The sequence below is a fragment of the Haliea sp. E17 genome, assembly GCF_048323675.1.
Lineage (GTDB): Bacteria > Pseudomonadota > Gammaproteobacteria > Pseudomonadales > Halieaceae > Mangrovimicrobium.
Genome location: NZ_JBLWFK010000006.1, coordinates 94,346 through 118,251, shown reverse-complemented (window position 1 = coordinate 118,251; position 23,906 = coordinate 94,346). Strand labels below are relative to the sequence as shown.

The window sequence follows — 23,906 nt, the reverse complement described above, 5'->3', positions numbered from 1 at the left end:
TCAGTCCCGGCGCAATTTGTAGGCAACAACAGCGTCGCTGACATCGCCGCCATACAGGCTGTGGCCCCCTGCGGGAATGACAATGTACTGCTCGTTGTTGACTTCGTAAGTGATCGGTACCGAGTTGCCGGAGGCGGGCAGGTCGACCTCCCAGAGTTCCTGGCCGGTCTCGATATCAAAGGCGCGCAGCGCGTTGTCGGTGGAGAAGCCGATAAACACCAGCTTGCCGGCGGTCACCAGCGGGCTGCCTGCGCCCGGCGCGCCGAGGTCCCAGTCGATGGGCAGGGGGGCGAGCTCGCGAATGCTGCCGAGGGGAATTTCCCAGACCACGCGCCGGTTGACCAGGTCCACGGCGGTGAGTGCCGCCCAGGGCGGTTCGGAGCAGGGCGCGCCCAGCGGCGAGAACAACTGGTCGATCATGAAGGCGTAGTCGGAGCCGCGGTTTTCAAAGGTGAGCTTGCCGCGACCTTCGACGCGCATGCCGTTGATGTCGCCGGCCCTGTCGCGCGGAATCAGCGTAATGATGCCGGGTACCCGGTTGGTGGGCACGACCATGATCCCGGTCTCCGGGTCGTAGCCGCCGCCGCCCCAGTTGGGGCCGCCGCCGGCGCCGGGCATGAAAATCGTGCCCTGCTCGCTGGGCGGGGTGTAGATCGGCCCGTAGCGGTACTGCTCGGCCTTCTTGCGGCAGGCGCCCTCATCCAGCGGGGTGAAACCCCACACGTCATCCGGAGAGAACGACTGCCGGATCACGGCAGGCATGTCCGCGGGGAAGGGCTGGGTGGGTGAGAGCTGTTCGCCGGCGACTGTGCCGTCCTGGGGAACGGGCCGTTCCTCCAGCGGCACCAGGGGTTCGCCGGTGGCGCGATCAAAGACGAAGATCAGTCCCATCTTGGTGATCTGCGCCAGCGCCGGCACCATACCGTGCCGGCCGGGATAGTCGATCAGGATCGGTCGCGTGGGCAGGTCGTAGTCGAAGACGTTGTGGTGCACCAGCTGCTGGTGCCAGGCGACCTCGCCGGTCTCCCCGTGCAGGGCCACTACCGAAGTCGAGTAGTGATTGTCCCCGGGGCGGTTGCCGCCGTAGAAGTCATCCGAGGTGCTGGTCGTGGGCAGGTAAACCAGTCCCAGCCGCTGGTCCACCGCCATGGAGCTCCAGACGTTGGACTGGCCGAAGCCAGCGGTGCCCTTGCCCCAGCTGCGCATGGCCGGGTCGTTGGCGTCGCGCGGCACCGGGTCGAACTCCCAGAGGAAGTCACCGCTGCGGGCATGGTAGGCGAGCACCCGCCCGCTGGGCGCGTGCACCCGCTGGTTGTCGGCGACCGAGGACCCCACCACAACCACGTCGCCGACCACCGCGGGATCGGAACTGGCCGCGACTTCCCCGGTAAACAGCTCCGGGATACTTGCGGGCATCCGGACCTCGCCGTTGTCGCCAAAGCGGCGGCAGGCAGTACCGGTGCGCGAATCGATGGCGACCAGGCGGTAATCGTCGGTGCCGAGCAACAGGCGCGACTGGCAGTGGCTGCCGCGCGGCGCACTGCGGTCTTCCCAGTGGGCGATACCGCGGCACTTCTTGGTGACGGCGGGACTTTCCTCCGGGGCGTACTCCCAGCGCTTGTCGCCGCTGGCGGGATCGAGGGCGATGATGTGGCGGTTGGGCGTGCAGATAACCAGGTTGTCGTCGATGATCCGCGGGTGATCCTCGAAGGCGAACAGGCCCTGGAAATCCTTACCCGGCAGGTCGCCGCTGTGGAATTCCCAGGCCTTTTCCAGCTCGCTGACATTGTTGCGATGAATCTTCTTCAGCGGCGAATACTTGGTGCCTTCCTGGAAATTGTCGCCGGCCATGCCGGAGAGGCTGAAGGCGGCAATGGCGAGGCCGCAAAGCCCGAAAAATGGATGCTTCATACGGTCGCGATCTCCTCGCCGATCCTGGTTGTCCGTTGTAACCTGCCCAGCCAGAGGAAGCAGAATGCACCGGTAATTACCGCTGTTCCCGCGACAGTCATGAACAGGCTGAAACTGTCGGCGAGGGTCAGGGTGTAGCTGAGCAGGGTGGAGCCGAGGCCAATGGCAACGCCCACGGCGCTCAGCAGCAACCCCACGACGCTGCTGTAGATTGCAATCGGGAAGTACTGGGCGGTGGCGTAGGCCAGCACGTCGGCCTCGCCGCCGAAGGACAGCCCGAGCAGCGCCACCGAGAGTACCAGCAGGCCCAGCGGTGCGTTGTCCGTAGCCATGATGAACAGGCCGATGGCCGGCAGCCCCATGACCACCGCGGACACGATGTGGGTGGGGAAGCGGTCCAGTGCCGCGCCGGCGCCGAAGCGCCCGAGCAGGACCCCGCCGGCAAACACCGAGACCATGTAGCCCGCCTGCATCGGCGTGACGCCGTGCTCCTGCAGCATCAGCTTGATCTGCGAGTAGGCCAGCGCATGCGGCATGCTGCAGAGAAAGGCACCGGTCAGCAAAGCCCAGAAAGCCGGGTGGCGCAGGATAGTGGCGTAGTCCTTGCGCGCGTTGCGCTCGCGGCGCTGGACCAGCATGGCCTCCCGATTCGTACGCGGCAGCAATAGCAGGGTGACAATACCGAGCAGGGCGGAGAACACCGCCAGCACCTGGTAGCCCGCGCGCCAGCCGAAGGCTTCGTTGAAACTGGTCAGGGCCGGGCTGGCCAGGGCGCCGACCACCGCGGGACCACAGGCGCAGATTGCCAGTGCGAGCCCGCGGCTGCGGTTGAAGGCCTGCGCCACCAGGCGGCAGTACACCGCTGTAGTGGTGCCGATGCAGAAGATCGTCTGCAGCAGGATCAGTGCGTAGAACACCCGGATATCGCCCTGCAGCATGCTCAGCAGCACCAGGCTCACCGGGTAGCCGATGATCCCGGGCAGGGCGATCACGCGGACCCCGAACAGGTCGGTCAGGCGGCCGACCACCGGGATCAGGATAATCGTCACCAGCGACAGGGTACCCATCAGGGCGAAGGCCGCCTTGCTCCAGGCGAAGGCCTCCAGCAGGTAGGGCCCGAAGATGCTGGTGACATAGGCGTTCAGCGACATGCCCGCGCTCAGGCCCACAGTCGCCGCGGCCAGCGGGCGCCAGCCGCGGCGGAACTCGCTCCAGTAACTGGCGGAATCGGTATGGCTCATGGCTTCAGCCTGCAGTGACGACGATTTTGCCGAACTGGGTGTTGCTCTCCAGGTGGCGATAGGCGGCGACGATCTCCGCCAGCGGGAAGGTGCTGTCGACCAGCGGTCGCAGGGCGCCGCTCTTCAGGCCCGCGTAGATATAGTCGATGGCCGACTGCTGGACTGCGGGGTCGAGGAACAGTTCATAGGCGGCGTAGCCGCGCAGGGTGATGCAGTGGAACATCACCGCCTGCAGTGCGAGGGTGACTTCCTCGCCGGCGAGGGCGCCGTAGAGAATCAGGATGCCGCGCGGCGCCACCGCCGTGACCAGTTCCGCCAGCGGCTGGCCGCCCACGGCGTCGAAGACGATGCGCGCGCCCTGGCCGTCGGTAATACCGCGCACGGCCTCGGCCACGTTCTCCTCGTCGCTGACGATCACGTGGGCCGCACCGTTTTCCAGCAGGGCGGCGGCCTTGCCGCGGCCGCGGGTTACCGCGATGGGAATGGCGCCGGCGGCGTTGGCAATCTGGATGGCGGCGAGGCCGACCGATGAGGACGCCGCGGTGATCACCACGTGGTCACCGCGGGCGATGTTGCCGGCATACACCAGGGCGTAGGCAGTCAGGTACTGCATCCAGGTCGCCGCCGCCTCTACCATGCTCTGCTCGTCCGGCACTTTGACCAGCATGCTGGCGGGGTAGAGGATGGCCTCGCCACAGGTGCCGTACTGGGCCATGTCCAGTCCAGGCAGGGTGGCGACGCGGTCCCCGGGGTGGAAACCGGTGACGCCCTCGCCGACGGCGTCGACCGTGCCGGCGGCTTCATAGCCCAGGGTGGAGGGCAGGGCGGGCGCACCGAATTCGCCGCGGCGGTACATGCTCTCCACCCGGTTCAGGCCGATTGCCTCGACGGCAATGCGCACCTCGCCGGGTCCGGGCTCGGGGCGGGGAAGGTCGTCCAGGCGCAGCACTTCGGGAGCGCCCAGTTCGTGGAATCGAACGGTTTTTATCATTATGGGTTGTTTCTGTCTGGCGTCGCAGGCGCGAATGCAGGGTGAGCCGTATTCGCGAGCCGCTATTGCCTGTTATTGGTTGAATAGCTGTGTCCCAAAGGTATCCGGACTTGCCGCGGCGGGCAACAACGCATGTTTTTGCGCGCTTTACTGTGGCCGCAGTCGGACTTGTACCTGCCTGTGCTGGAGTGATGTCGCTGGCGCAGGACCGTTGTAGGGGCACAGGGGAAGCACGGGGTGCACTGGTGCCGGGCGCAACCCGGTACTCACAGCGTCCGATGGGATGACCGGACGCTGCGGGGCACTGGCTGTGGGTTCAGGCGGCGACTTCGGCGCTGAACAGCGCCAGGGTGCGCTGCAGGGCGAGTTTCGCCGCTTCGGCGTCATAGCTGCCGCGCTGGTCGCAGTTGAAGCCGTGGTCGGCGGCGTAGACGAAGGAGTCCAGGTCCGGGTGTTTGGCCTTGAAGGCCGCCACGGACTCCATCGGGATAAAGCTGTCCTTGTCACCGAAGTGGAGGATGATCGGGCATTTGGGCGTCTGGGCGGCCTGGTCGGGAATCCCGCCGCCGTAGTAGGCTGAGGCCGCCGCGACACCGTTGAGGTTGCAGGCACAGAGCCAGGTCAGCAGGCCGCCGAAACAGTAGCCGACAACGCCGACCTTGCCGTGGCTGGCGGCGTGGTCGATGGCGGTCTGCAGGTCGCCGAGGGTGGTCGGCATATCCAGCTGGTTGAAGGCGAGGTCGATGCCGCGCTGCATGTCGTCGGCCTGGTAGCCCAGTTCCACGCCGGCCTCGACCCGGTCGAAGATCGCCGGCGCCACGGCGTAGTAGCCCTCGCTGGCATAGCCGTCGACTACCGAGCGGATGTGCGAGTTCACGCCGAACACTTCCTGGATGACGACGATGGCGCCCTTGGCCGCGCCCTCGGGCTGCGCCTCGTAGGCGGAAAATTCAAAGCCGTCGGCGGCTTTCAGGGTGATGAATCCCATGGGTATCTCCTGTGCTGTTGCGTGCCGGGCGGGACTGCCCGGCGGGTAGGTCATTCGGGATGAGCGAAGCGGGATTCAGTTTAGGGTGGCAGTGGCGGATTGCAACCGTTTCGGCCGGGTCGGCACATCGACTGTCACGTTTCTGTCATCTGGATGTCGTACTTTCACGGTTCCAGGGGAGAAACAGAAGAACGACAGGGCTTACCGGCCAGGGGGCGGGAGGCCACATGATTATTTATGCAACGCCTGCCGCTGATCATCAATTTTCGCACCCTGTACACGGTCATACTGGCCGTGCTGTCCACCTGGGTGTGCGTGCACTATGGTATCAAGGCCGACCTGCCGATCACCCTGCTGGTGACCGCGGTGGTGTTCCCGGTAGTGTTTTCCATTCACAGCGCCTATGAGCGGCGCGAGCGCGTCCTCGGTGATTACGCCAGCCTGAAAAGCCAGGGGCGGGCGCTGTACTACGCGACCCGCGACTGGCTCGACATGCGCGATGAAGTATTGCTCGAACGTTACCGCCGCCTGTTGCGGCAGTTGCTGGAAAGCTGCGTCCACCTGCTGAATGGCCCGCACGGGGAGCTGGAACAGTCCGAGAGTGCCGTCTATCGCGCGTTTTCCGAACTCTCGCGGTTCATCCGCGATGAGCACCGGCAGCGCGGCATGGCGGCGACCGAGGTGTCCCGGGCCAACCAGTACCTGAACACCATGCTGGGGGCCTTCGAGTCCATCAAGCATGTCTACCAGTACCGCACACCGCAGACGCTCAAGGTCTTCGGCAATTTCTTCCTGCTGTTGCTGCCGCCGATGTACGGACCGCTGTTCGCACACCTGTTGGCAGGCTCCTACACGGGCCTGGTATACGTCCTGCCGGTGATGTTCGCGGTCATCCTGGCGGCGCTGGCCAATATCCAGGACCAGCTGGAAAACCCCTTCGACCAGTACGGCGAGGACGACGTGAGTTTCAGCGTCGACAAGTACATCGCCAGTCTTGAACCCGGGCCCACGGCGGGGATAGATGCGGTATCCCGGACAGAAGCCGACAACCAGGTCCCGGAGCGGGGATCCAGGGCCTGAAGACCTGCGGTTCGGCTGTCAGTCGAATTCCTGTTATTCCCTGCCGATGCCGGCGACGATCTCGAAAGATCGCAGGCGTTTGCCGTGGTCGAAGATTGGCGAGGTAATCATCAGCTCGTCGGCGCCGGTGGCGGCGATAAACGCCTGCATCTGCTGCGCGACGCTGGCCGGTGAACCGACAGCGGAGCAGCGCATGACCTCCGCCAGCATCTGCCGCTCGGCCGCTGACAGGGTCTCTTCATAGCCCGCCTGGGGGGGCGCCATCTTGCCCGGATTGCCACGCCGCAGGCGAACGAAGGACTGCATCATCGAGGTCTGCAGGAAGCGCGCCTCCGCGTCGCTGTCAGCCGCGAACACGTTGTAGCCCAGCATCAGGTAGGGCCGCTCCAGTTGGGCAGAGGGCTCGAAACGCTCGCGGTAGTGAGCGATGGCGGCTTCCATATAGCCCGGCGCGAAATGCGAGGCGAAGGCATAGGGGAGTCCCAGTACCCCGGCGAGCCCCGCGCCGAACAGGCTGGAGCCGAGGATCCACAGGGGTACCCCGGTGCCTGCGCCGGGGGTGGCGACGACGGCCTGCCCCGGTTGGGCCGGTTTGAAGTAGTTGCGCAGTTCCATGACATCCCGGGGGAAATCGTCCACGCTGCCGCTGAGGTGGCGGCGCAGGGCCTGCATGGTGCGCTGGTCGGTTCCCGGGGCGCGGCCCAGGCCGAGGTCGATGCGGCCGGGGTACAGGCTGGCCAGGGTGCCGAACTGTTCGGCGATGACCAGCGGCGAGTGGTTGGGCAGCATGATGCCGCCGGCGCCGACGCGGATGGTCGAGGTGGCCTCGGCGAGGTTGCCGATGACCACCGCGGTCGCCGCGCTGGCAATGCCTTCCATGTTGTGGTGTTCGGCAACCCAGTAGCGCTGGAAACCCCAGCGCTCGGCGTGGCGGATCAGCTCGCGGGAATTGCGCAGGGCATCGGCGGGGGTGCAGCCTTCGGGCACCTGGGCGAGGTCGAGTATGGACAGTGGAATCATCGCGCCAGTATAACCGCCCCGCGACAATCGGGAATCAGGCGTTTGCGGCGGGCGCCGCGGCGCGGCGCAGCAGGCCGCCGGCGACGATCGAGAACAGGCAGTAGCCGAGGAAACAGTAGAAGCCCGGTTCGAGCTGCGCCTGCATGGTCAGCTGATCGCCCATCCGCCCCGAAGCGCTGCCGGCGAGGTAGGTGACCAGCAGGGCCATGACGAAGACATCGGCCATCGACCACTTGCTCAAGGCACTGTTCAGCGCGACCAGCGCAGGGTGTTCGACCGCCAGCGTCACCGCCTGGAGCAGCAGCTTGCAGGTGGGAATGACGATGCTGAAGGTGAGGATCAGCAGGGCGACGAAGAGGTTGTGCGAGGCCGCGAGGTCCTCCGCGGTTTCCCAGATCGAGCGGGTGGAGTGGTAGATCTGTACCTCGCCTTCCATCTGGTCCAGCCCCATGAAGGCAGCGAGGCCGCCGAGCATCTGCCGCTGCTGCTCGCTGGCGTTTTCGCCGGCCAGCATGGTGATGCCCATTTCCGCCAGCTGGGAGCGCTCGATGCTGCCCTGCAGGGTGAGCACCGGCAGGGTGACGCCGGGGTAGAGCAGGGCAAGGGACAGGACGATGCTGGCCAGAACCAGCAGTTTGCGCTTCAGTAACATCGGTGAACTCCACAACCTCGGACAACCTGGGAAAGGGCGCTATTGTACGCGCCGGGAGCGGAAAGCAAATCAGGCGTCGACCCAGGTTTTCAGCAACTGGTGCGCGATGGCGGAGCGCGGCGGCAGGACGACGTCGGTGGGCTGGTACTTGCCGCTGTCACTGAACAGCTCCCGGTAGTCCACCTGGGCGGAGGCGGCCAGCGCGGCGCGCAACTCATCGCGGCTGAACCAGCGGGCCTCGGCAATCTCGTTCTCGTCGAGGGTGATCTCACTGGTAACGGCATCGGCGATACAGCCGATCATGAGGCTCGAGGGGAAGGGCCAGGGCTGGGTGAACTGGTAGCGCACGTTGTTCACCTCGATGCCGACCTCCTCCATCACTTCCCGGGCCACGGCCTCCTCGATGGATTCGCCGGGTTCCAGGAAGCCCGCCAGGGCCGAGAACATCGGCCCGCGGAACATGGCGTTGCGCCCCAGCAGGCATTTGTCCTCGCGGACCACGAGGCTGATGACCACCGGGTCGGTGCGCGGAAAATGCTGGGCCTGGCACTGCGGGCAGTCCCGGCGGTAGCCGGCATCCGCGAACAGGGTCGGCGTGCCGCAGCGTGCGCAGTAGCCGTGGCGCTGGTGCCAGTCGACCATGCTCTTGGCCTGGGCCAGCAGCGAGGCATCGCGGGGCTCGAGCTGGGCGATTACCGCCATCAGGTCGATGAAATTGCCCGCATCGCGCAGCGCGGGCGATAGTCCCGGGTCTTCCAGCGCGCTGATGTCCACCGCGAAACAGGCGCGCTCGCCGTCGCGCCCGAGGAACACGGACTCGCCGAGGTCGAAATCCCCGAGATCGGCGGCGCGCAGCCAGCGGACAGCGCTGCTGCCGCCCGCTTTCAGTGGCGGCAGGATGCAGGGCTTCAGTTGCCACAGTGGCAGGAACAGGCTGTCCGGGTCGCGGTGCGCCGCGGCCAGCCAGTCCGGGTTCGCGCGCAGGTGGGACGCGCGATCGAGGGGATTGTCGGTGAAGGTGTTGGGGTTGTCGGGACTTGCCATCAGTTTTCAAATGCCTGGTTGAGAATGGCCCGCGCTTCGGGGCCGCCGTCGATGCGGTGGTTCTTGCGCCGGGTGACCCGCCAGCCCTCCGGCGTGCGGCGGAAGTCCCAGCGGTTGGCGGAAACCCGCCAGACTTCGTGCCCGCCATCCGCGGTGTGCAGGTAGACGCGGGAGAAGCCCACCGCCTTCGCGGTATCGCCATTGAGTTCAATCACCGGGAAGGACTGGATATGGGCCGAGCCGGCGCGAATCAGTTGCTGGTGCCCTTCGTAGCGGACCATCTCCGCCACGGCCGCCGGGCCTTCCAGGCGGGTGTCCTCCAGTTCCGACAGCAGCACGCCGTCGTCCGCCCAGATTGACGCGGCGGCCGCCGGATTGTCGCCATCCACCGCGGGCCCCCAGCTGTTGATCAGCTTGTGGATTGCCAGTTGGTCCTCGAGTTGGGTGACGCGGGATTCCAGTGCGGCCAGCCGCTGTTCGATGTCCGGGTTTGCCATACTTTACCTCGTTTTCTTGCTGATTATTCAGTGGCGCCTGCGATTCAGGGTTTGACGTCGCCGAAGGCGGGGCCGCCGGGGTTACTGGCGGGTTGGCGCGCCCAGCGTCCGCGGCGGAAAAAGCGGTCCAGCTTGTCCGGGTCGGCAACTTTCTGTTCCTCCAGGCCGCGCGCGATCATCGCGTCGAGGGTCGGCCTGATGCGCTGGAAGCCCTCCCTTGCCTCGGTGGCTGCGCGCCAGCGCTGCAGGTGGGGCAGGCCGGTGAGGTCGATACCCAGGGTGGCGGGGTAGTTGCGCAGCCAGGGAAAGCTTGCCATGTCGGCGATGGAGAATTCGTCCCCCGCCAGGTTTTCGCTCTGTGCCAGCCGCGCGTCGAGCACATCGCAGAGGCGCGCCGCCTCGGTGAAGTAGCGGGTTCGCGGGTAGTCGCTGCCCGCGGGCGCGGGGCCGTTCTCGCGAAAATGTACCGCCTGCCCGAAGGTCGGGCCGATGCCGCTCATCTGCAGCATCAGCCACTGCATGACCACGGCGCGCTGGCTGGCAGTGTTGCCGTAGAACTGGCCGCATTTCTCCGCGAGATAGACGAGGATGGCGCCCGATTCAAACACCGTGACCACTTCCCCGTCGGGCCCGTCGCGGTCGATGATCGCGGGAATCTTGGCGTTGGGGTTGATGGCAAGATAGTCGGCGTCGAAGTTTTCCCCCGCCATCAGGTTGAGGTATTTCACTTCGAAGGGCAGCCGGGTTTCTCCCAGCATGAATAGCACCTTGATCAGGTTGGGACTGGCGTTGCCGTAGAGTTCAATCAATTATTATTCTCCTTCGCCGCTGTTTTCGGGCACTGGCGGGATGTTTCACGTTGCGGCCGGCAGGGTGTGCTGTTGCTGGCAGGCTGTGCAAAATCCCGTACCCGACGCACGGAGACAGGTCAATGTAAACGCAATTCACAGCGGCAACAACCGGCGGAGCTCGGGGGGGACATTCGGGGTTGGTCTGGATTCAGGGGTGAAGCGGCTGGTCCCGGAGGTGACGGGCTGCGGGTGAAACCGGCTGGTGCTGGTCGCTATAGCCGGTTTGGTCAGTTGGCGGTGAAATCCTGCGCGTAGCGCTCGATCCACTCCCGTGCGGCCTGGTCCAGTGTCAGTTTGCGGCCTTCACGCCGCAGTACATTGAGGCGGTAGGCCTCGATTTGTTCACACTGGGCCCGCATGCGTGCGAGGAACATATCGTTGCGCTCGGGCTCGCTGCTCAACCGCTGTTTTTCGATTGCGACCATGGGGCACCTTCGAAGATGCGTGGTTGTTGCGCCTGTTGTAGCAGGAATCGCGGCTTTTTGCCCCCGGTCCCCCGGTCATATGTGAAATGGGTCACAAAATACTGCCACTTTTCGCCGCAGTGCGCTCTTCAGCAATGGGGGCAACGGGCAGGCATTCTCCCCTACACGGGCTCCCCTTACAGCCGACAAATGTCATGGAGTACCGCCGCCGCGGCTCGCAGACTGGCCAACTGGAGCGGCGCCATCCCCTGCGGGAGAGGTGCTGCCTGTTATCCGGACCGGCGATATCGGGAGAATGCATTGGAAAAAACAGTGAACGCCGCGGGAGCGCCGGCGGCTGAAGTGTCCGCGCTGATTCGCGCCACCCTGTTCGTCAGGGACCTGCAACGGGCCACGACGTTTTACCGGGAGCTCGGACTGAGGGAGACTTTCCTCGATGCCGTGCTGGAAGATCCCTCCGCGAGCGCGGTGATTGGCCTCGATACCCACCGGCCCTATCCGGCGCGGATACTCAAGCGCCCCGGGCCCAATTTCGGCATGCTGGGGCTGTTCCAGCTTTCCCCGGAGCAGGGGGCGGAAGAAGTGGCAGCGATCAGCGGCCCGGCCCGTATCGGGGAAATCGCGCTGGTGTTCTACGTCAGCTCGCTGGCGGCTACCCTCGCCCGGCTGGAGCGCGCGGGCGGTACGCTCCTGCGCCCGGTGCAGGCGTTCAGGCTGGGGGGAATGGCGGTCAGCGAGGCCTGTATTCGCGACTGCGACGGCAACCTGTTGTCGCTGATCGAGCGGGACCCGATGCTACAGAACAACACCGGTCCAGCTGTCATTCCGCAAGCCGGGTAAATCCCGGCTTCAGGCCTGCTGTGCGCTGAACGCCGCGAGGATTTCCCCGGGGGGCGCCGACCAGACGCCGGCTTTGCCGGTGATACGTTGCAGCGCCTGCTCCAGCTTGCCGATGCGGTGCGGCTGGCCCAGCAGCCAGGGGTGAATGTTCAGGGCGAGGATGCGCCCGCTGCCGCTGTCCTGCGCTTCCTGCAGGAGGAAGTCGCAGGCGTCGGAGACCTGTTCCAGCCAGGATTGCTCCGAGTGCAGGTTGTTCATCAGCACGAAGCGGTCTTCCAGTTCGGTGGACAGCGGCATGGCCCAGAGGTCGCCCCCCGCGGTATGGAAGGGGTAGGGCATGTCGTCGTTGACCCAGTCGCAGAAATACTCGATGCCGTGCTCGCGCAGCAGTTCGGGGGTGCGTTCGCTTTCGTTGCGCGCCGGGCTCAGCCAGCCGGTGACCGCCTGGCCGCTGGCCTTGCGCAGGGTGTCGAGGCAGCGCGCCACCAGTTCCCGCTCTTCCGCTTCCGCCTGTCCGCCGTAGTGCAGCGCATCCATGTGCACGCCGTGGGCCACGAACTCATCGCCACGCGCGGCCAGTGTGCGCAGCAGTTGCGGCGCGCGCTCGGCCAGGGCGCTGTTCACGGCGAAGCTGGCGCGCACGCCGTACTGGTCGAGGGCGCGCAGGATGCGGTAGATACCGACCCGGTTGCCGTAGTCGCGCAGGGTGAAATGGCGCAGGTCCGGGTAGGGCATGGTCATGCCGCCCGGCACCGGGAAGGGCTTGCCCTGCTGGTTCAGCGGGAAGAACTGCAGGCAGACGTTGACCCACAGGGCCAGCGGCTTGCCGTCGGGCCAGCGGATCGGCGGGCGCTCGCTGAGCATGGACCACTGGTAGCGGTCGTGGTCCATGCCGTAGCGGCGCATGGGGTATTCGAGGTGTTCGCGATCCAGGCTCATGCGCTCGCCTCCCGCTGCCCGGCGATGTGCGCCACGGCAGTGTCGTAGTGGTGTTGCAGGTAGTGCTCGGCGATCTCCCGCCCGGTGGTGACCCAGACATCCGAGTGACCGGTGATGTACTCCAGGGCTTCCTCAAATGCCTTCAAGCGGTGCGGGCAGCTCACCTGGTAGTTGTGGGTCGGGATGCACATGACGGTGCCGTTCTCCGCACCCTCCTGGTACAGGCGGTCGAAATTGTCCTTCAGCATCTGGCCGTAGCGCCGCGGCTCCACCTTGTTCACCACATAGGCGATGGTGTCGTTCATCTCCAGGGAGTAGGGCACCGAGACGAATTTCTGCCCATTGCGTACGCGGACCGGCGTGGGCTGGTCGTCGTGGAACAGGTCGCAGGTGTAGATGCCGCCGGCCTCGGCGAACAGGTCGATGGTGTGCTCCGAGTGCGACAGGGCGGGCGCCAGGTAGCCGGCCGGTTTGCGCCCGGTGTGTTTCTCGATGCTGTCCACGGAATCCTGGATCAACTCCCGTTCCTGCTCCTCGGACAGGCCGTAGGTGTAGCGGGTGTTGTAGATGCCGTGGCTGAAGAATTCCCAGTCGCGCTCGGCGCACATGGCGATAATTTCCGGGTGGTGGTCGCACAGCGCGGTGGACAGGGAGATCGAGCCGCGGATGCCGTAGCGGTCCAGCACTTCCATCTGCCGCACGTGGCCCACCCGGTTGCCGTAGTCGCGGATGCTGTAGCCCGGCGTGGCGGGGTAGGGCTGGGGCCAGGCCTTGCGCTGCGGGTTGGCCGGCGGGTCGAGTTCGTAGAACTCGATGTTGGGGGCCACCCAGAAGGCGATGCGGGCGCCGCCGGGCCAGCTGATCTTCGGGCGCCCTTCCCAGGGCCAGTAGTCGTAGAGACCGGGGTCTGCTTGCATGGTATTCCCTCCGGGTAGAGCCGTTCGGCTCAGCCCCGTTTGCTGTCCAGCCAGTCAAACACTTCCTGCACCTCCAGTACGTCGGCGTACTTGATGGCGAGGTCGGTGAGATTGGCGAAATGGTAGGACTCGTGTTTGTCCGACACGCACTCCTCCGGCACGATGGTGCGATAGCCGCGGGACAGGGAATCCACCGCGGTGGCGCGGATGCAGCCGGAGGTGGAGCCGCCGGTGATCACCACGGTGTCGACCTTGTGCCACACGCACAGGGATTGCAGCTGGGTCTCGAAGAAGGCCGAGGGCATCTTCTTGCAGTAGATCACGTCGCGTTCGCGGTCGATGCTCAGCCGGTCGTCGAACTCGCTGCGCTCGGAGCCGAACTTGATGTTCTGCAGGGAGTCCGGGGTGTCGGTGCGGGTGCCCCAGACGCCGCAGTCCTCGCCGGATTCCATGTAGGCCACGTGGGTCCATACCACCGGCCAGCCCAGGGCGCGGAATTTCTTCGCCAGGGTGTCGGTGTATTCCATCTGCCGCGGGTCGGTCTCGTAGGCGGTCTTGAACAGGTCGGTGCGGGTGTAGGCCTTCTGCGGGTCGACGTTGACCAGGATGGCCTTGTCGCCGAAGCCGAAGCGCGCGCGGGAGGGGTTCGCCTTCAGTTCCAGGTAGATTTCACGGGCGGTCTTGTTGCTGGTTTCCATGCTGGTTCCTGCTGGTGTTTCCCGGGCTGCGGCGCGCCTCCCGGATTGATTGATATAAAGGCATAACAATAATACAATCGTGCCGAATACTGCAAGTCGCCGGGCGCGCTCCCGGCGTCAAGGCACCCACTAGCAAATAGTAAGTGAGCGGCGTTTAAAATGAACAAGACCCTCGACGGTATACGCATCCTGGATCTCACCCACATGTTGTCCGGCCCCTATGGCGGGATGATTCTCGCCGACCTCGGTGCCGAAACCATCAAGGTGGAGCCCCTGCAGGGCGAGGGTACCCGCAAACTGCTGGCGACGGACCCGAAAAATTCCCTGGGCGGCATGGGTGCCTATTTCATCACTCTCAACCGCAACAAGAAAAGCGTCGCCATCGACCTGAAAAGCGAGGCGGGCCTGGCCCAGTTCTACAAGCTGGTCGAGATTTCCGATATCGTGCTGAGCAATTTCGGCGCCGGCGTGCCGGAACGCCTGAAGATCGACTACGCCACGCTGAGTAAAATCAACCCGCGCATCATCACCTGCACCGTGTCCGGCTTCGGCTCGGACGGCCCGGGGCACAAGCGGCCGGCCTTCGACCAGGTGGCCCAGGCCACCGGCGGCGGCATGTCCATCACCGGCGCAGACCCGGAAAACCCGGTGCGCGCCGGCATACCCATCGGCGACCTTGGCGGCGGCATGTTCGGCGTCATGGGCATCCTCGCGGCCCTCTACGAGCGCGAGCGCAGCGGCCGCGGCCAGCATGTCGACATCTCCATGCTGGACTGCCAGATTTCCCTGCTCAACTACATGGCGACGATGTATTTCCTGTCCGGGGAAAACCCTTACCCGATCGGCAACTCCCACTTTGTCCACGTGCCCTACAATACGTTCCGTTGCTCTGATGGCTTTATCGTCATTGCGGTGATTACCGACAACTTCTGGCAGAATCTCAAGGAAGTGGTGAGCTGTGCTGAGTTCGATGATCCGGCCCTCGACGGGCAGCCCGGGCGCTGGGCGGCGCGGGACATGATCAACGCCAGGCTCAACGAGATTCTCGGCACCAACACCTCCGCCTACTGGCTGGAGAAGCTGGAGGCCATGCGGATCCCCTGTGCGCCGGTGAACAGTTTCAGCCAGGCGCTCTCCGATCCCCAGGTACTGCACCGGGAGATGGTCGTCGAGCTCAAACACCCCGACGGCAGCACCACCCGCGGCCCCGGCAACCCGATCAAGCTCTCCCGCACCGGCGAGGACGAGTACAGCCCCGCGCCGCTGCTCGGGCAGCATACCGATGAAGTCTTCACCAGCCTGCTCGGCTACAGCCAGCAGGATGTCGAGCAACTGAAACAGGATGGGGTAATCGGCTGATGGGCGAACAGGTCATAGTCAACGATGTCGGTCCACGCGACGGGTTGCAGAACCAGCCGCGGATTCTCACCGTGGCAGAGCGTGTCCAGCTGGTGCGGGCGCTGGTCGAGGCGGGCGTGGATCATGTGGAGGCGGGCGCCTTCGTCTCGCCGAAAGCGGTGCCGGCGATGGCGGGTACCGACGAAGTGGTGGCCGGCCTTGCCGGCCTCGACGGTGTCTTCAGCACACTGATCCCCAACCTCCGTGGCTACGAACTGGCCCGTGCCGCCGGTGTCGGCACGGTGGCGATGGTGCTCTACGCCAGCGATACCATGGCCCAGCGCAATGTGAAGATGAGTATGGCCGGGGCCGAGGCTGATACCGCGGCGATCATCGCCCGCGCCGCCCAGGAGGGTGCGCAGGTGGTCGCCACCATCGCCGTGGCATTTGCCTGCCCCTTCGAAGGCGCCACCGATCCGGCCCGGGTGCGCGATATCGCGCAGCGCTTTGCCGACATCGGCGCTGACCGGATCGTGATCGCCGATACCATCGGCGCCGCCAATCCGCAGCAGGTGCGCCAGTTGATGGACCCGCTGGTGCAGGCCATCGGTGCCGAGCGTCTCGGCTGCCACTTCCACGACACCCGGGCCATGGGGCTCGCCAACGTGTTTGCCGGGCTCGAGTCCGGAGTGCGCTATTTCGACGCCTCGATCGGCGGTCTGGGCGGCTGCCCCTTTGCCCCGGGCGCCAGCGGCAACGTGGCGACAGAGGATGTGGTGATGATGCTGGAACAGATGGGCTTCGCCACCGGTATCGACCTGGACGCCCTGTTGCGGGCCTCCGACCTGTCCGAAGCCCTCACCGGCACCGCACCCGGTGGCCGCGCCAAGGCCTGGCTGAAGCCCTGGCTGCAAAAGCAGGCTGGTACCGGGCCCGCTTGATATTTGTCATGGTCGCTACTTCGTACCGGCGGGCAGACTAGGGCCGTACCAATCACTGTTGGTTTTGCCGTCGCGGCATGGCCCGAGTTAGAGAATCGTTATGGCTTCACTGGACATCGCTGTCATCGGAGGAGGGATTGCCGGTCTGACGGCGATGCTCGCGCTCCTGGATCGTGGGCACAAGGTCACGCTGTATGAGGCCGCGCCCGCCTGGGGCGACATCGGCGCGGGCATTACCCTGTCGCCGAACGCCATGCGCGGTCTCGACGCGGTCGGCGTCGGGGAGGCCGTGGCAGCGACGGGTATGGAGCCGCAGTTGCAGCACATTTCCCACTGGCAGGACGGCCGGGTGCTGCGCGAAGTCGATCGCAGCACCACCTTCGAGACCTACAGGGCGCACTACATTTATATCCACCGCGCGGACCTGCACCAGATCCTGGTCGCGGCCGCCGAAGCCCGCGGTGGCAGGATCGCCCTCGGCAAGCGCCTGGGCGACATCGATACCAGCGGCGAGCAACCGCTGCTGCACTTCGCCGACGACACCACCGCCAGCGCGGACCTGGTGATCGGCGCCGATGGTCTCAAATCGCGCATCCGCCAGCTCTTCGATCCCCAGGCGCCGCATTTTACCGGCCACATCGCCTTTCGCGCGCTGGCGCCGGTAAGCCCCGCCATCCAGCACCTGGTGGATCAGCCGGGCATGCACATCGGTCCCGGCAAGATGGTCGTGCGTTACCCGCTGCGCAAGGGCGAGCTGCTCAACCTGGTATTTTTTGCCCGCCAGGACGGCTGGACCGAGGACGGCTGGGCGATTCCCGCCGAGCCCGGTGAACTGCAGGCGCTGTACGGCGACTGGTGCGAGGACATCCAGTCGATGATTGCCGCGGTACGCCCGGGCACGGTATTCAAGTGGGCCATCAACGCGCACAAGCCGCTGGCGCAGTGGGCCATTGCCGACAAGGTCACCCTCATCGGCGACGCCGCCCACGCCATGACACCTTTCCTCGGCCAGGGTGCGGCCACTGGCATCGAGGATGCGGTGATGCTGGCGCGGGCGCTGGAGGATTCCGCGACCGTGGCCGAGGCCCTGGCGCGGTTCCAGGCGGCGCGCCACGAGCGCACCAGCTTTATCCAGGCGGAGTCGAACGCCAACGCCGACCGGCTGCAGGGGTCGGAGGCGGAGATGTACGGCGTCGGCAATATGCGCAACGAGGAGACCCTGGGGCTGTTTTTCTACGACTGCACCACCGAACCCGTTTAAACGCTGATGCCGGGGTGAGCAGCGACTCGCTCCGCTGCGCGACTCCAGCATGAGGCGATCAACCCATCAGGCTGGCGCCGCCAGGCCGTAAGAGTAGCGTTATGGATACATCAGCAGAGTACATGGCCGGCGAGCAGGAAGCGGCGGTGGAAAAGGTGCCGCGCAAGACCATGGTCCTCTATGGCTTCGGCCAGACCGGGGCGCAACTGTTCCGCGATGCCCCGGCCGCCCTGTTGCCCCTGTTCATGACCACCATGCTGGGCGTGGCGCCCTGGCTGGCGGGCATCGTGGTGCTGCTGCCCAAACTCTGGGTCATCATCTGTGACCCGCTGATGGGCGCGTTTTCGGATCACCACAAACCGCGCCACGGCCGCCGTCCCTTCCTGGTGGCGGGGGCGATACTGACCGCCATCGGCTTTGTTGCCATGTTCAGCTTCTCCGGCTTTCCCTCGCCCTGGCTGGCGGCGCTCACCATCGGCATCCTGTTTTTCCTTGCCTCCACCGCCTTCAGCGCGTTCTCGGTTCCCTATTTGGCGGTGGCCTCGGAACTGTCCAGCGACCCCCATGAACGTACAACCATTCTTGCTTTTCGCATGATCTTTGCCGTTGCCGGGGTCATCATGGGTGTGGGCCTGGCCCAGCCGCTGGTATTCGCGCTGGGTGGCGACGCGGCGGCCTGGCGCACCATGGCGATGATCTTCGGCGGCCTGTGCCTGCTGGCGATGCTGGCGACCGCCTATGGCGTACCGCGCAATTTCGGCCGGACTGTGCACGCGGCGCCGGCCAACATGCTCTCGCGTCTCTCTGTCGTGCGCCAGAACAAGCCCTTCGTGGTTCTCACGGTGACCTTTTTCATCCAGTCCATCGCCCAGGCCAGCGGCTATACCGTGGTGGGTTTCGTCTTCCTCTACGCCATCGCCGATATCAACCTGCTGCTGCCCTTCGTGCTGGTGATGGCCTGCGGTTCGATTCTCAGCCAGCCGATGTGGGTAAAACTGTCCCGCCGCTGGGGCAAGGAACGGGCATTCTGGGGCGCCTGTATCGGCTGGGGGCTGGTAACGGTGACCTGGCTGTGGATCGGCCCCGGTGATGATGTGCTGTTCACCCTCCCCCTGTGGGGCGAGATGCCGACGCAACACTTCCTGGTCCTGGTGCGCGCCTTCATCATCGGCTGCACCAACGCCGGGTTCTCGGTGCTGACCTTCTCCCTGCTCACCGACACCATCGGCTTGCAGCGGCGCAAAACCGGCAATGTGGATGAGGGGCTGTTTTCCGGCATCTTCTCCGCGACTGAAAAGCTGGCCTTCGCGCTGGGGCCGGTTCTCGCGGGTATCGTGTTGAGCGCGGTCGGCTTCCAGTCCTCCACCGGTGGTGCGGTGGCCCAGGACCAGGAGGCGATCGACGGCATGATCTGGCTGTATTCGACGATTCCCGCCGGTGTACTGGTACTCAGTCTCACCGCCTTTACCCGCTTCCGTCCCGCGGTCGAGGCGGCGGAACGCGATCTGGCCCAGCAGTAAAAACTGTCATCGAGCGCCGGCGGTTTCAGGCGCCGGGCATGTTGCCGCCGTCGACCGGAAGATAGATGCCAGTGACGGCGGCATTGGCCGGATCGGCCAGGAACAGCGTCGCCGCGGCAATGTCTTCCGGCGTCGCCAGCCGGCCCAGCGGGCTGTGGCTGCGCAGGTTTTCCAGTAAATTTTCCTCTGACTGCCCCTCCGCCAGGTTGCCCATCAGCATCCCGGTGGGCACCGCCCCCGGCAGTACCGCGTTGACGCGGACGCCATAGCGTCCGGCGTTGGCGGCGGCTGTGCGCGTCGTCATCAACACGGCCGCCTTGGCGGCGCAATAGGCGCTGGCAGTGGGGTTGGCGGTAATGGACATGCCGGAACCGATATTGACGATGGCGCCGCCGCGGGACTTCATATGGCGAATGGCGTGTTTGCAGCCGAGGAAAGTACCGTCGAGGTTGATGGCGAAATGCAGGCGCCAGAGTTTCAGCGGCATGTCCTCGAAGGGGATGTTGGGCTGGAAAAAGCCGGCGTTGTTGACCAGTACGTCGATGCCGCCGTAGTCCCTGTCCGCCTGTGCGAAAACTTCCATCCAGCGCTCCTCACTGGTGACGTCGAGTTCCAGCGGAACCACGGCATCACCCAGCGAGGCGGCCAGTGCGCGGTTGGCGTCCTCCTGCAGGTCAGCGGCGATCACCCGTGCGCCTTCTTCGGCGAATGCGCGAACCATTGCCTTGCCGATGCCGCCGGCGGAGCCTGTAACGAGCACGTTTTTCCCGGAAAATTTCATCTGTCGGAACCTGCCTGAGTGCAGTCCGCCAGGCGTGGGCGGAGCGCGCGAAAAGGAATGTTGCCTGGAACTTTCTCGATACCGGGTATGCCCCGGGCGTGGAATCGCCTGTGACAGCAGGCTATCACCGCGCCGCGGCGGATGTGGATGACTTTTGTCATGGAGGGGATTCCCGCCGGAAACGTAGTCTGGGGCAACTCGCGCGCCCGAGCCGCGCAAACGGTCGGCATGTTGCTCCACCACACTACTCAGCGATTCCGGGAGCCCCGAATTACGTGACAGCAGTAGACGAGCCTGCAATGCAGAAACCCGTTCGCGGTTCGAGGCAGACGCCTCGGATCGACCTTTCCAGCGTGCAGTGGGAACGCAATGAATTCGACAGCTCCACGGCACTCCGGGAGAGTTGAACCCGTTCTCTGGCGCGAGCCACCACTCGCCCTGGGCCAGCGAGGCCGCGTTCATTCTGCAATTGCCCGAAGGGTACTGCGGTGATCTCCCCCAGTGGCCGGGTTTTGTGCTGGAAGCCCTGGTGCTGGGCGGGCAGGTGATGCTCGACGGCGAATCCTGGCACCGGGGCTGTTATGGCATCGACACCTTCGTTGGCGCCTGTGAGGTGCGCGAGACCGCAGAGGTCTACTTGCGCGCCTTCGCCGATTTCCAGTAAGCAAAGAGGATTTTTCCATGGCCAATGTAACGCCCCTGCCACTCGATCAGCAGGGTATGCGCCACCGCAGTTACCGGGGCAAGTTCCTGTATTTCACCGAGGGCGTCGGCGAGACCGGCCGCGAGTATTTCAGTGTCACGGTCCAGCCCGGCGGCGAGCGAACCCTGCGCGCCCAGTGCGAGATGGACGACTACCGCCTGTTGCGCGACGTGGTGATGACCGTGGGTGCGGACTGGTACCCCATCGACGCCTTCGTCCGCCTGTCGGTGGAGGAACAGACCGTGGGGTCGACCTGGTACACCTTCTCCCGCGACCAGGCGCAGTGCGAGGGCGTTACCCGGGAGGCGGGCAGGATTTCCCAGAGTGCCGAACGATCCACCGGTATCGAGTGCTTCGGCACCCACGCGCTCCACGGCGATGCCTGGCTGGTCGGCCGGCTGCGCAATTACACCGGTGATATGCAGGATTTTGAAATCGCCACCTTCGCTACCTCGACGCTGGCCAACGGCGGCTCGGGTCCTGACCTGATCCCCATTCCCCCGGGCTTCTCCACTATCCGGGACATGGGCTTCGAGGAGGTCACGGTGCCCGCGGGGACCTTCACCGCGCGCCGGGTGGTGATCGAAGTTCCCGGCGTGGACGACTTCGAGGTCTGGGCATTCGGCGAGGACTGCGTGCCGGTCAAGGTGGTTTCCCACGGACTCAACCAGTACTACCACCTGGCGGAACTGGAGGGCGATGCCCGTTGAATGGCCCGGGTCACGCTGGCGGACAGCGCATGATATTTGTCATGGCCGCAGATTGAACAATCAACTTAGTCTTTTTTAGCCAGTCCAATACACGGCCCAGGGCCGCTTCAGTAGGGGGAATATCCATGAAACACCGGAGTATCAGAACATTGGCGGGCACCGCGTGCCTGTCGGCCATTCCATTCAGCGCGCTGGTGCAGGCCCAGGCGCCGGCCTCAAACCTGGTGATCGAGAACATCGTGGTCACTGCCCAGCGCAAGGCGGAAAGTATCCAGGAAACACCGGTATCCATTTCCGCGCTGAGTGCCGAGGATGTCGAGAAACTGCAGATCGACAACGTCAAGGATCTGTCCCAGGTCATGCCCAACGTGTTGTTCAAGCCGGTGACCGGCGGCAGCGCGGGTATTGGTCCCTACATCCGTGGCGGCGGCACCACCGATGGCGCCAACATCACGTCCGAAGCGGAAGTCGGCATCTACATCGACGACGTCTTCCAGCCGCGTTCCGCGGCCTCCTTCATCGAGGCACTGAACGTCGAGCGCATCGAGGTACTGCGCGGTCCCCAGGGCACACTCTACGGGCGCAACAGCTCGGCGGGCGCCCTGAAGATCATCACCGCCAGGCCGGCCGAGGAGTTCACCCTGCGCAACGAGGTGGGTATGGGTCGTTGGGAAGAGTTCTACAACAAGTTGAGCCTGTCCGGGCCGCTCACCGAAGACGGTGCGCTGCGCGCGGGATTCTCCGGTATGTACCGCGACCGCGACGGCGGTCGCCAGGAAAACGTCACCCGCAACGAGGAAGTGGGCGCCGAGGAATACAAGGGCTTCCAGGCGGATCTCTACTACGAGGGCGAGCGCTACACGGCGCGGCTGAAGGGCTATTACAGCGACTTCGACAGCGACGGCCTGTGGGCCTCGGCGCTGGACCCCTTCCAGATGGATCGTCCCTACGACGACATTCCGTTTACCTCGGGAGCCATCGACAAACTGCTCTCACCCTACGAATCCTACACCTCGGACACCCAGTACGGCGCCAGCCTGCACCTCGACTTTGACCTCGGCGAAACCACCAGCCTGAGCTCGGTAACCTCCTGGGGCGAGCTCGATGACGACTGGGCCGTCGGCTTCTCCGGCGGTGTCGCCAACGAGGCGCTGGGCATACCCTACCCGGGCTACCTGGAACTGTTCCAGCGTGAATCGGTGAGCGAGCAGGACAGCGTCACACAGGAGTTGCAGCTGCAGGGCGAACTCTTCGACAGCTTCGTGAGCTATGTCGCCGGCCTCTACTACTTCCGCGAGACCGGAACCCAGGAAGTGACCTCGGAAATTTTCTTCACTCCGGCGTATACCGTCTTCGACATAACCACCGACAGCTACGCGGCATTCGGCCAGGCCAGCATGCACTTCAGCGATGACCTGACCGTAACCCTCGGCGGACGGTATACCGAAGACGAGAAAAGCATCGACGCGATCGTCGGCGGTGGCACCGTCGATCGCAGCGACAGCTGGAACGAATTCACGCCCAAGGCCGCGGTGGAATACCGGATCTCCGACGACATGATGGTCTTCGCCAGCTATACCGAGGGTTTCAAGGCCGGCGGCTATAACGGCCTCGCGGACAACCCGGTGGCACTGGGTTCGCCCTTCGAACCGCAGACAGTCGAAGCTTACGAAGTCGGCCTGAAGAGCGAGTGGTGGGACAACCGCCTGCGCATCAACCTCGCCGGCTTCTACAACGAGTACGCCAGCCTGCAGCAGCAGGCGGTGACCAACGAAGGGGTGTTCATCACGGAAAACTACGACGCGGAACACCAGGGTATCGAGGCCGAGATTTCGTTGCTGTTGACGCCCTCGATTTCCCTCTGGGCCAACGGTGTCTACCAGGACAGCGAGTACACCGATACGGCGGCCAGTGGCGGCGTCTCCACCGGTTCCCTGGTCGGCAACCGGATGACCAACGTGTTCGATTACCAGTTTACTGTCGGTGTCGATTACAGCCAGGATATCGGTCCGGGCACGCTGGCGCTGGGCGCCAACGTCAATACCCGGGACGATTTCTTCTCCACCTCGGACAACGCGCCGATCGGCCACATCGAGCCGCTCACCATGGTCGATGCCTATGCCTCGTATTCCTGGGACCGCTGGAAGCTGGCGCTGTCCGGCAAGAACCTGACCGACGAGAAGTACTGGTTCACCGGTTTCGGTTTCAGTGTCGTGCAGCCGCGCTTCATGGCTGACCCGATGACCTGGCGCCTGGGGCTCAGCTACCAGTTCTAGTAGTACTGGATTACTTGCTATTTAACCCGTAGCGGCTTTTTGGCTGCTGCGGGTTTTTTTTATGAGTTGTCTGAGGTTTTTGCTGCGGCTTGGCGGCCTTGCGGCCGCTGCATTGGCGCCGGGCGGTGCATGTCTTTTGCTCCATTCCAGGCGCTTGCGGCGCGTTGACCTTCAGTGCCCGGAATTGCCGTCTGGCTGCCGGGGGTTGAGTTCGTTTGGAGATGACATGCTACCCGGTCCCCTGACAGTCAGTGAGGTGGGCTGAACTGTGGCGATGGCAAG

At 64.8% G+C, this 23,906-nt stretch carries 23 protein-coding genes; 9 read left to right on the top strand and 14 right to left on the bottom strand.

Translation table 11 applies throughout. From position 1 onward, the window contains the following. From ACNKU3_RS16580 to ACNKU3_RS16565, 4 genes are all read right to left on the bottom strand, one after another. A complete protein-coding gene (locus tag ACNKU3_RS16580; protein WP_418260663.1) occupies nt 1-1,911 on the bottom strand; it encodes a pyrroloquinoline quinone-dependent dehydrogenase in 1,911 nt (636 codons plus the stop codon). Beyond that, a complete protein-coding gene (locus ACNKU3_RS16575; protein ID WP_418260662.1) occupies nt 1,908-3,152 on the bottom strand; it encodes an MFS transporter in 1,245 nt (414 codons plus the stop codon). The genes ACNKU3_RS16580 and ACNKU3_RS16575 overlap by 4 nt, the downstream gene beginning before the upstream one ends. A 4-nt stretch (nt 3,153-3,156) precedes the next feature. After that, on the bottom strand, nt 3,157-4,143 hold the full coding sequence (locus tag ACNKU3_RS16570; protein WP_418260661.1) for a zinc-dependent alcohol dehydrogenase family protein: 987 nt from the start codon (nt 4,141-4,143) through the stop codon (nt 3,157-3,159). A 316-nt stretch (nt 4,144-4,459) separates the two neighbouring features. Next, nucleotides 4,460-5,131: a dienelactone hydrolase family protein gene (locus ACNKU3_RS16565; protein ID WP_418260660.1), complete on the bottom strand. Its 672-nt coding sequence runs from the start codon at nt 5,129-5,131 to the stop codon at nt 4,460-4,462. Between the two features lie 237 nt (nt 5,132-5,368). Between ACNKU3_RS16565 and ACNKU3_RS16560 the strand changes: the two genes are divergently transcribed. Then, on the top strand, nt 5,369-6,211 hold the full coding sequence (locus ACNKU3_RS16560; RefSeq protein WP_418260659.1) for a hypothetical protein: 843 nt from the start codon (nt 5,369-5,371) through the stop codon (nt 6,209-6,211). A 33-nt stretch (nt 6,212-6,244) separates the two neighbouring features. Here the strand turns inward: ACNKU3_RS16560 and ACNKU3_RS16555 are convergent, their stop codons facing one another. The 6 genes from ACNKU3_RS16555 to ACNKU3_RS16530 form a co-directional block, all read right to left on the bottom strand. After that, on the bottom strand, nt 6,245-7,231 hold the full coding sequence (locus tag ACNKU3_RS16555) for an LLM class flavin-dependent oxidoreductase (protein WP_418260658.1): 987 nt from the start codon (nt 7,229-7,231) through the stop codon (nt 6,245-6,247). A gap of 34 nt (nt 7,232-7,265) precedes the next feature. Beyond that, on the bottom strand, nt 7,266-7,883 hold the full coding sequence (locus ACNKU3_RS16550) for a paraquat-inducible protein A (RefSeq protein ID WP_418260657.1): 618 nt from the start codon (nt 7,881-7,883) through the stop codon (nt 7,266-7,268). 69 nt (nt 7,884-7,952) lie between these two features. Further along, nucleotides 7,953-8,927, bottom strand: a complete 975-nt coding sequence (gene nudC, locus ACNKU3_RS16545; protein ID WP_418260656.1) for an NAD(+) diphosphatase — start codon at nt 8,925-8,927, stop codon at nt 7,953-7,955. Next, on the bottom strand, nt 8,927-9,424 hold the full coding sequence (locus ACNKU3_RS16540; protein WP_418260655.1) for a nuclear transport factor 2 family protein: 498 nt from the start codon (nt 9,422-9,424) through the stop codon (nt 8,927-8,929). Before ACNKU3_RS16540 ends, nudC begins: the two co-directional genes overlap by 1 nt. Before the next feature lie 44 nt (nt 9,425-9,468). Then, nucleotides 9,469-10,233, bottom strand: a complete 765-nt coding sequence (locus ACNKU3_RS16535; RefSeq protein WP_418260654.1) for a glutathione S-transferase family protein — start codon at nt 10,231-10,233, stop codon at nt 9,469-9,471. A 269-nt stretch (nt 10,234-10,502) separates the two neighbouring features. Then, nucleotides 10,503-10,700, bottom strand: a complete 198-nt coding sequence (locus ACNKU3_RS16530) for a hypothetical protein (protein WP_418260653.1) — start codon at nt 10,698-10,700, stop codon at nt 10,503-10,505. 300 nt (nt 10,701-11,000) lie between these two features. Here ACNKU3_RS16530 and ACNKU3_RS16525 point away from each other — a divergent pair, with 300 nt between their 5' ends. Further along, nucleotides 11,001-11,540 carry a VOC family protein gene (locus tag ACNKU3_RS16525; protein ID WP_418260652.1) on the top strand — a complete coding sequence of 180 codons (540 nt, stop codon included), beginning with the start codon at nt 11,001-11,003 and terminating at the stop codon, nt 11,538-11,540. A gap of 9 nt (nt 11,541-11,549) precedes the next feature. On the opposite strand, the gene ACNKU3_RS16520 is transcribed toward ACNKU3_RS16525, so the two are convergent. The 3 genes from ACNKU3_RS16520 to ACNKU3_RS16510 are packed head-to-tail and all read right to left on the bottom strand — an operon-like array spanning nt 11,550 to nt 14,094. Then, entirely contained in the window at nt 11,550-12,479 is a 930-nt protein-coding gene (locus tag ACNKU3_RS16520; RefSeq protein ID WP_418260651.1) for a polysaccharide deacetylase family protein, read from the bottom strand. Next, nucleotides 12,476-13,396 (bottom strand): polysaccharide deacetylase family protein, encoded by a 921-nt coding sequence (locus ACNKU3_RS16515; protein WP_418260650.1) that lies wholly within the window; start codon nt 13,394-13,396, stop codon nt 12,476-12,478. Before ACNKU3_RS16515 ends, ACNKU3_RS16520 begins: the two co-directional genes overlap by 4 nt. Nucleotides 13,397-13,425: 29 nt before the next feature. Continuing rightward, entirely contained in the window at nt 13,426-14,094 is a 669-nt protein-coding gene (locus tag ACNKU3_RS16510) for an isochorismatase family protein (protein WP_418260649.1), read from the bottom strand. Between the two features lie 159 nt (nt 14,095-14,253). Between ACNKU3_RS16510 and ACNKU3_RS16505 the strand changes: the two genes are divergently transcribed. The 4 genes from ACNKU3_RS16505 (at nt 14,254) to ACNKU3_RS16490 (ending at nt 19,154) form a co-directional block, all read left to right on the top strand. After that, a complete protein-coding gene (locus ACNKU3_RS16505) occupies nt 14,254-15,453 on the top strand; it encodes a CaiB/BaiF CoA transferase family protein (RefSeq protein WP_418260648.1) in 1,200 nt (399 codons plus the stop codon). Then, complete coding sequence (locus tag ACNKU3_RS16500) at nt 15,453-16,373, top strand: hydroxymethylglutaryl-CoA lyase (protein WP_418260647.1); 921 nt, start codon at nt 15,453-15,455, stop codon at nt 16,371-16,373. The genes ACNKU3_RS16505 and ACNKU3_RS16500 overlap by 1 nt, the downstream gene beginning before the upstream one ends. Nucleotides 16,374-16,473: 100 nt before the next feature. Next, entirely contained in the window at nt 16,474-17,634 is a 1,161-nt protein-coding gene (locus tag ACNKU3_RS16495; RefSeq protein ID WP_418260646.1) for an FAD-dependent oxidoreductase, read from the top strand. Between the two features lie 101 nt (nt 17,635-17,735). Continuing rightward, the gene (locus ACNKU3_RS16490; protein WP_418260645.1) at nt 17,736-19,154 is read left to right on the top strand and encodes an MFS transporter; all 1,419 of its coding nucleotides are present in this window, start codon (nt 17,736-17,738) and stop codon (nt 19,152-19,154) included. A gap of 25 nt (nt 19,155-19,179) precedes the next feature. Here the strand turns inward: ACNKU3_RS16490 and ACNKU3_RS16485 are convergent, their stop codons facing one another. Continuing rightward, nucleotides 19,180-19,914, bottom strand: a complete 735-nt coding sequence (locus ACNKU3_RS16485) for an SDR family NAD(P)-dependent oxidoreductase (RefSeq protein ID WP_418260644.1) — start codon at nt 19,912-19,914, stop codon at nt 19,180-19,182. Nucleotides 19,915-20,338: 424 nt separating this feature from the next. On the opposite strand from ACNKU3_RS16485, the gene ACNKU3_RS16480 reads away from it, so the two are divergent. The 3 genes from ACNKU3_RS16480 to ACNKU3_RS16470 all read left to right on the top strand — a co-directional run bounded on the left by ACNKU3_RS16480 (nt 20,339) and on the right by ACNKU3_RS16470 (nt 23,624). Further along, a complete protein-coding gene (locus ACNKU3_RS16480; protein ID WP_418260643.1) occupies nt 20,339-20,599 on the top strand; it encodes a hypothetical protein in 261 nt (86 codons plus the stop codon). A gap of 17 nt (nt 20,600-20,616) precedes the next feature. Beyond that, nucleotides 20,617-21,348: a hypothetical protein gene (locus ACNKU3_RS16475; protein ID WP_418260642.1), complete on the top strand. Its 732-nt coding sequence runs from the start codon at nt 20,617-20,619 to the stop codon at nt 21,346-21,348. A gap of 125 nt (nt 21,349-21,473) precedes the next feature. Beyond that, complete coding sequence (locus tag ACNKU3_RS16470) at nt 21,474-23,624, top strand: TonB-dependent receptor (RefSeq protein ID WP_418260641.1); 2,151 nt, start codon at nt 21,474-21,476, stop codon at nt 23,622-23,624. Nucleotides 23,625-23,906 lie beyond the last annotated feature (282 nt).

Coding starts and splice junctions, on each gene's coding strand:
- ACNKU3_RS16520 (WP_418260651.1), bottom strand. CDS start 12,479: ATGAGCCTGGATCGCGAACACCTCGAATACCCCATGCGCCGCTACGGC.
- ACNKU3_RS16470 (WP_418260641.1), top strand. CDS start 21,474: ATGAAACACCGGAGTATCAGAACATTGGCGGGCACCGCGTGCCTGTCG.
- ACNKU3_RS16580 (WP_418260663.1), bottom strand. CDS start 1,911: ATGAAGCATCCATTTTTCGGGCTTTGCGGCCTCGCCATTGCCGCCTTC.
- ACNKU3_RS16530 (WP_418260653.1), bottom strand. CDS start 10,700: ATGGTCGCAATCGAAAAACAGCGGTTGAGCAGCGAGCCCGAGCGCAAC.
- ACNKU3_RS16510 (WP_418260649.1), bottom strand. CDS start 14,094: ATGGAAACCAGCAACAAGACCGCCCGTGAAATCTACCTGGAACTGAAG.
- ACNKU3_RS16560 (WP_418260659.1), top strand. CDS start 5,369: ATGCAACGCCTGCCGCTGATCATCAATTTTCGCACCCTGTACACGGTC.
- ACNKU3_RS16490 (WP_418260645.1), top strand. CDS start 17,736: ATGGATACATCAGCAGAGTACATGGCCGGCGAGCAGGAAGCGGCGGTG.
- ACNKU3_RS16475 (WP_418260642.1), top strand. CDS start 20,617: ATGGCCAATGTAACGCCCCTGCCACTCGATCAGCAGGGTATGCGCCAC.
- ACNKU3_RS16495 (WP_418260646.1), top strand. CDS start 16,474: ATGGCTTCACTGGACATCGCTGTCATCGGAGGAGGGATTGCCGGTCTG.
- ACNKU3_RS16550 (WP_418260657.1), bottom strand. CDS start 7,883: ATGTTACTGAAGCGCAAACTGCTGGTTCTGGCCAGCATCGTCCTGTCC.
- ACNKU3_RS16540 (WP_418260655.1), bottom strand. CDS start 9,424: ATGGCAAACCCGGACATCGAACAGCGGCTGGCCGCACTGGAATCCCGC.
- ACNKU3_RS16500 (WP_418260647.1), top strand. CDS start 15,453: ATGGGCGAACAGGTCATAGTCAACGATGTCGGTCCACGCGACGGGTTG.
- ACNKU3_RS16575 (WP_418260662.1), bottom strand. CDS start 3,152: ATGAGCCATACCGATTCCGCCAGTTACTGGAGCGAGTTCCGCCGCGGC.
- ACNKU3_RS16505 (WP_418260648.1), top strand. CDS start 14,254: ATGAACAAGACCCTCGACGGTATACGCATCCTGGATCTCACCCACATG.
- ACNKU3_RS16565 (WP_418260660.1), bottom strand. CDS start 5,131: ATGGGATTCATCACCCTGAAAGCCGCCGACGGCTTTGAATTTTCCGCC.
- ACNKU3_RS16570 (WP_418260661.1), bottom strand. CDS start 4,143: ATGATAAAAACCGTTCGATTCCACGAACTGGGCGCTCCCGAAGTGCTG.
- ACNKU3_RS16515 (WP_418260650.1), bottom strand. CDS start 13,396: ATGCAAGCAGACCCCGGTCTCTACGACTACTGGCCCTGGGAAGGGCGC.
- nudC (WP_418260656.1), bottom strand. CDS start 8,927: ATGGCAAGTCCCGACAACCCCAACACCTTCACCGACAATCCCCTCGAT.
- ACNKU3_RS16555 (WP_418260658.1), bottom strand. CDS start 7,231: ATGATTCCACTGTCCATACTCGACCTCGCCCAGGTGCCCGAAGGCTGC.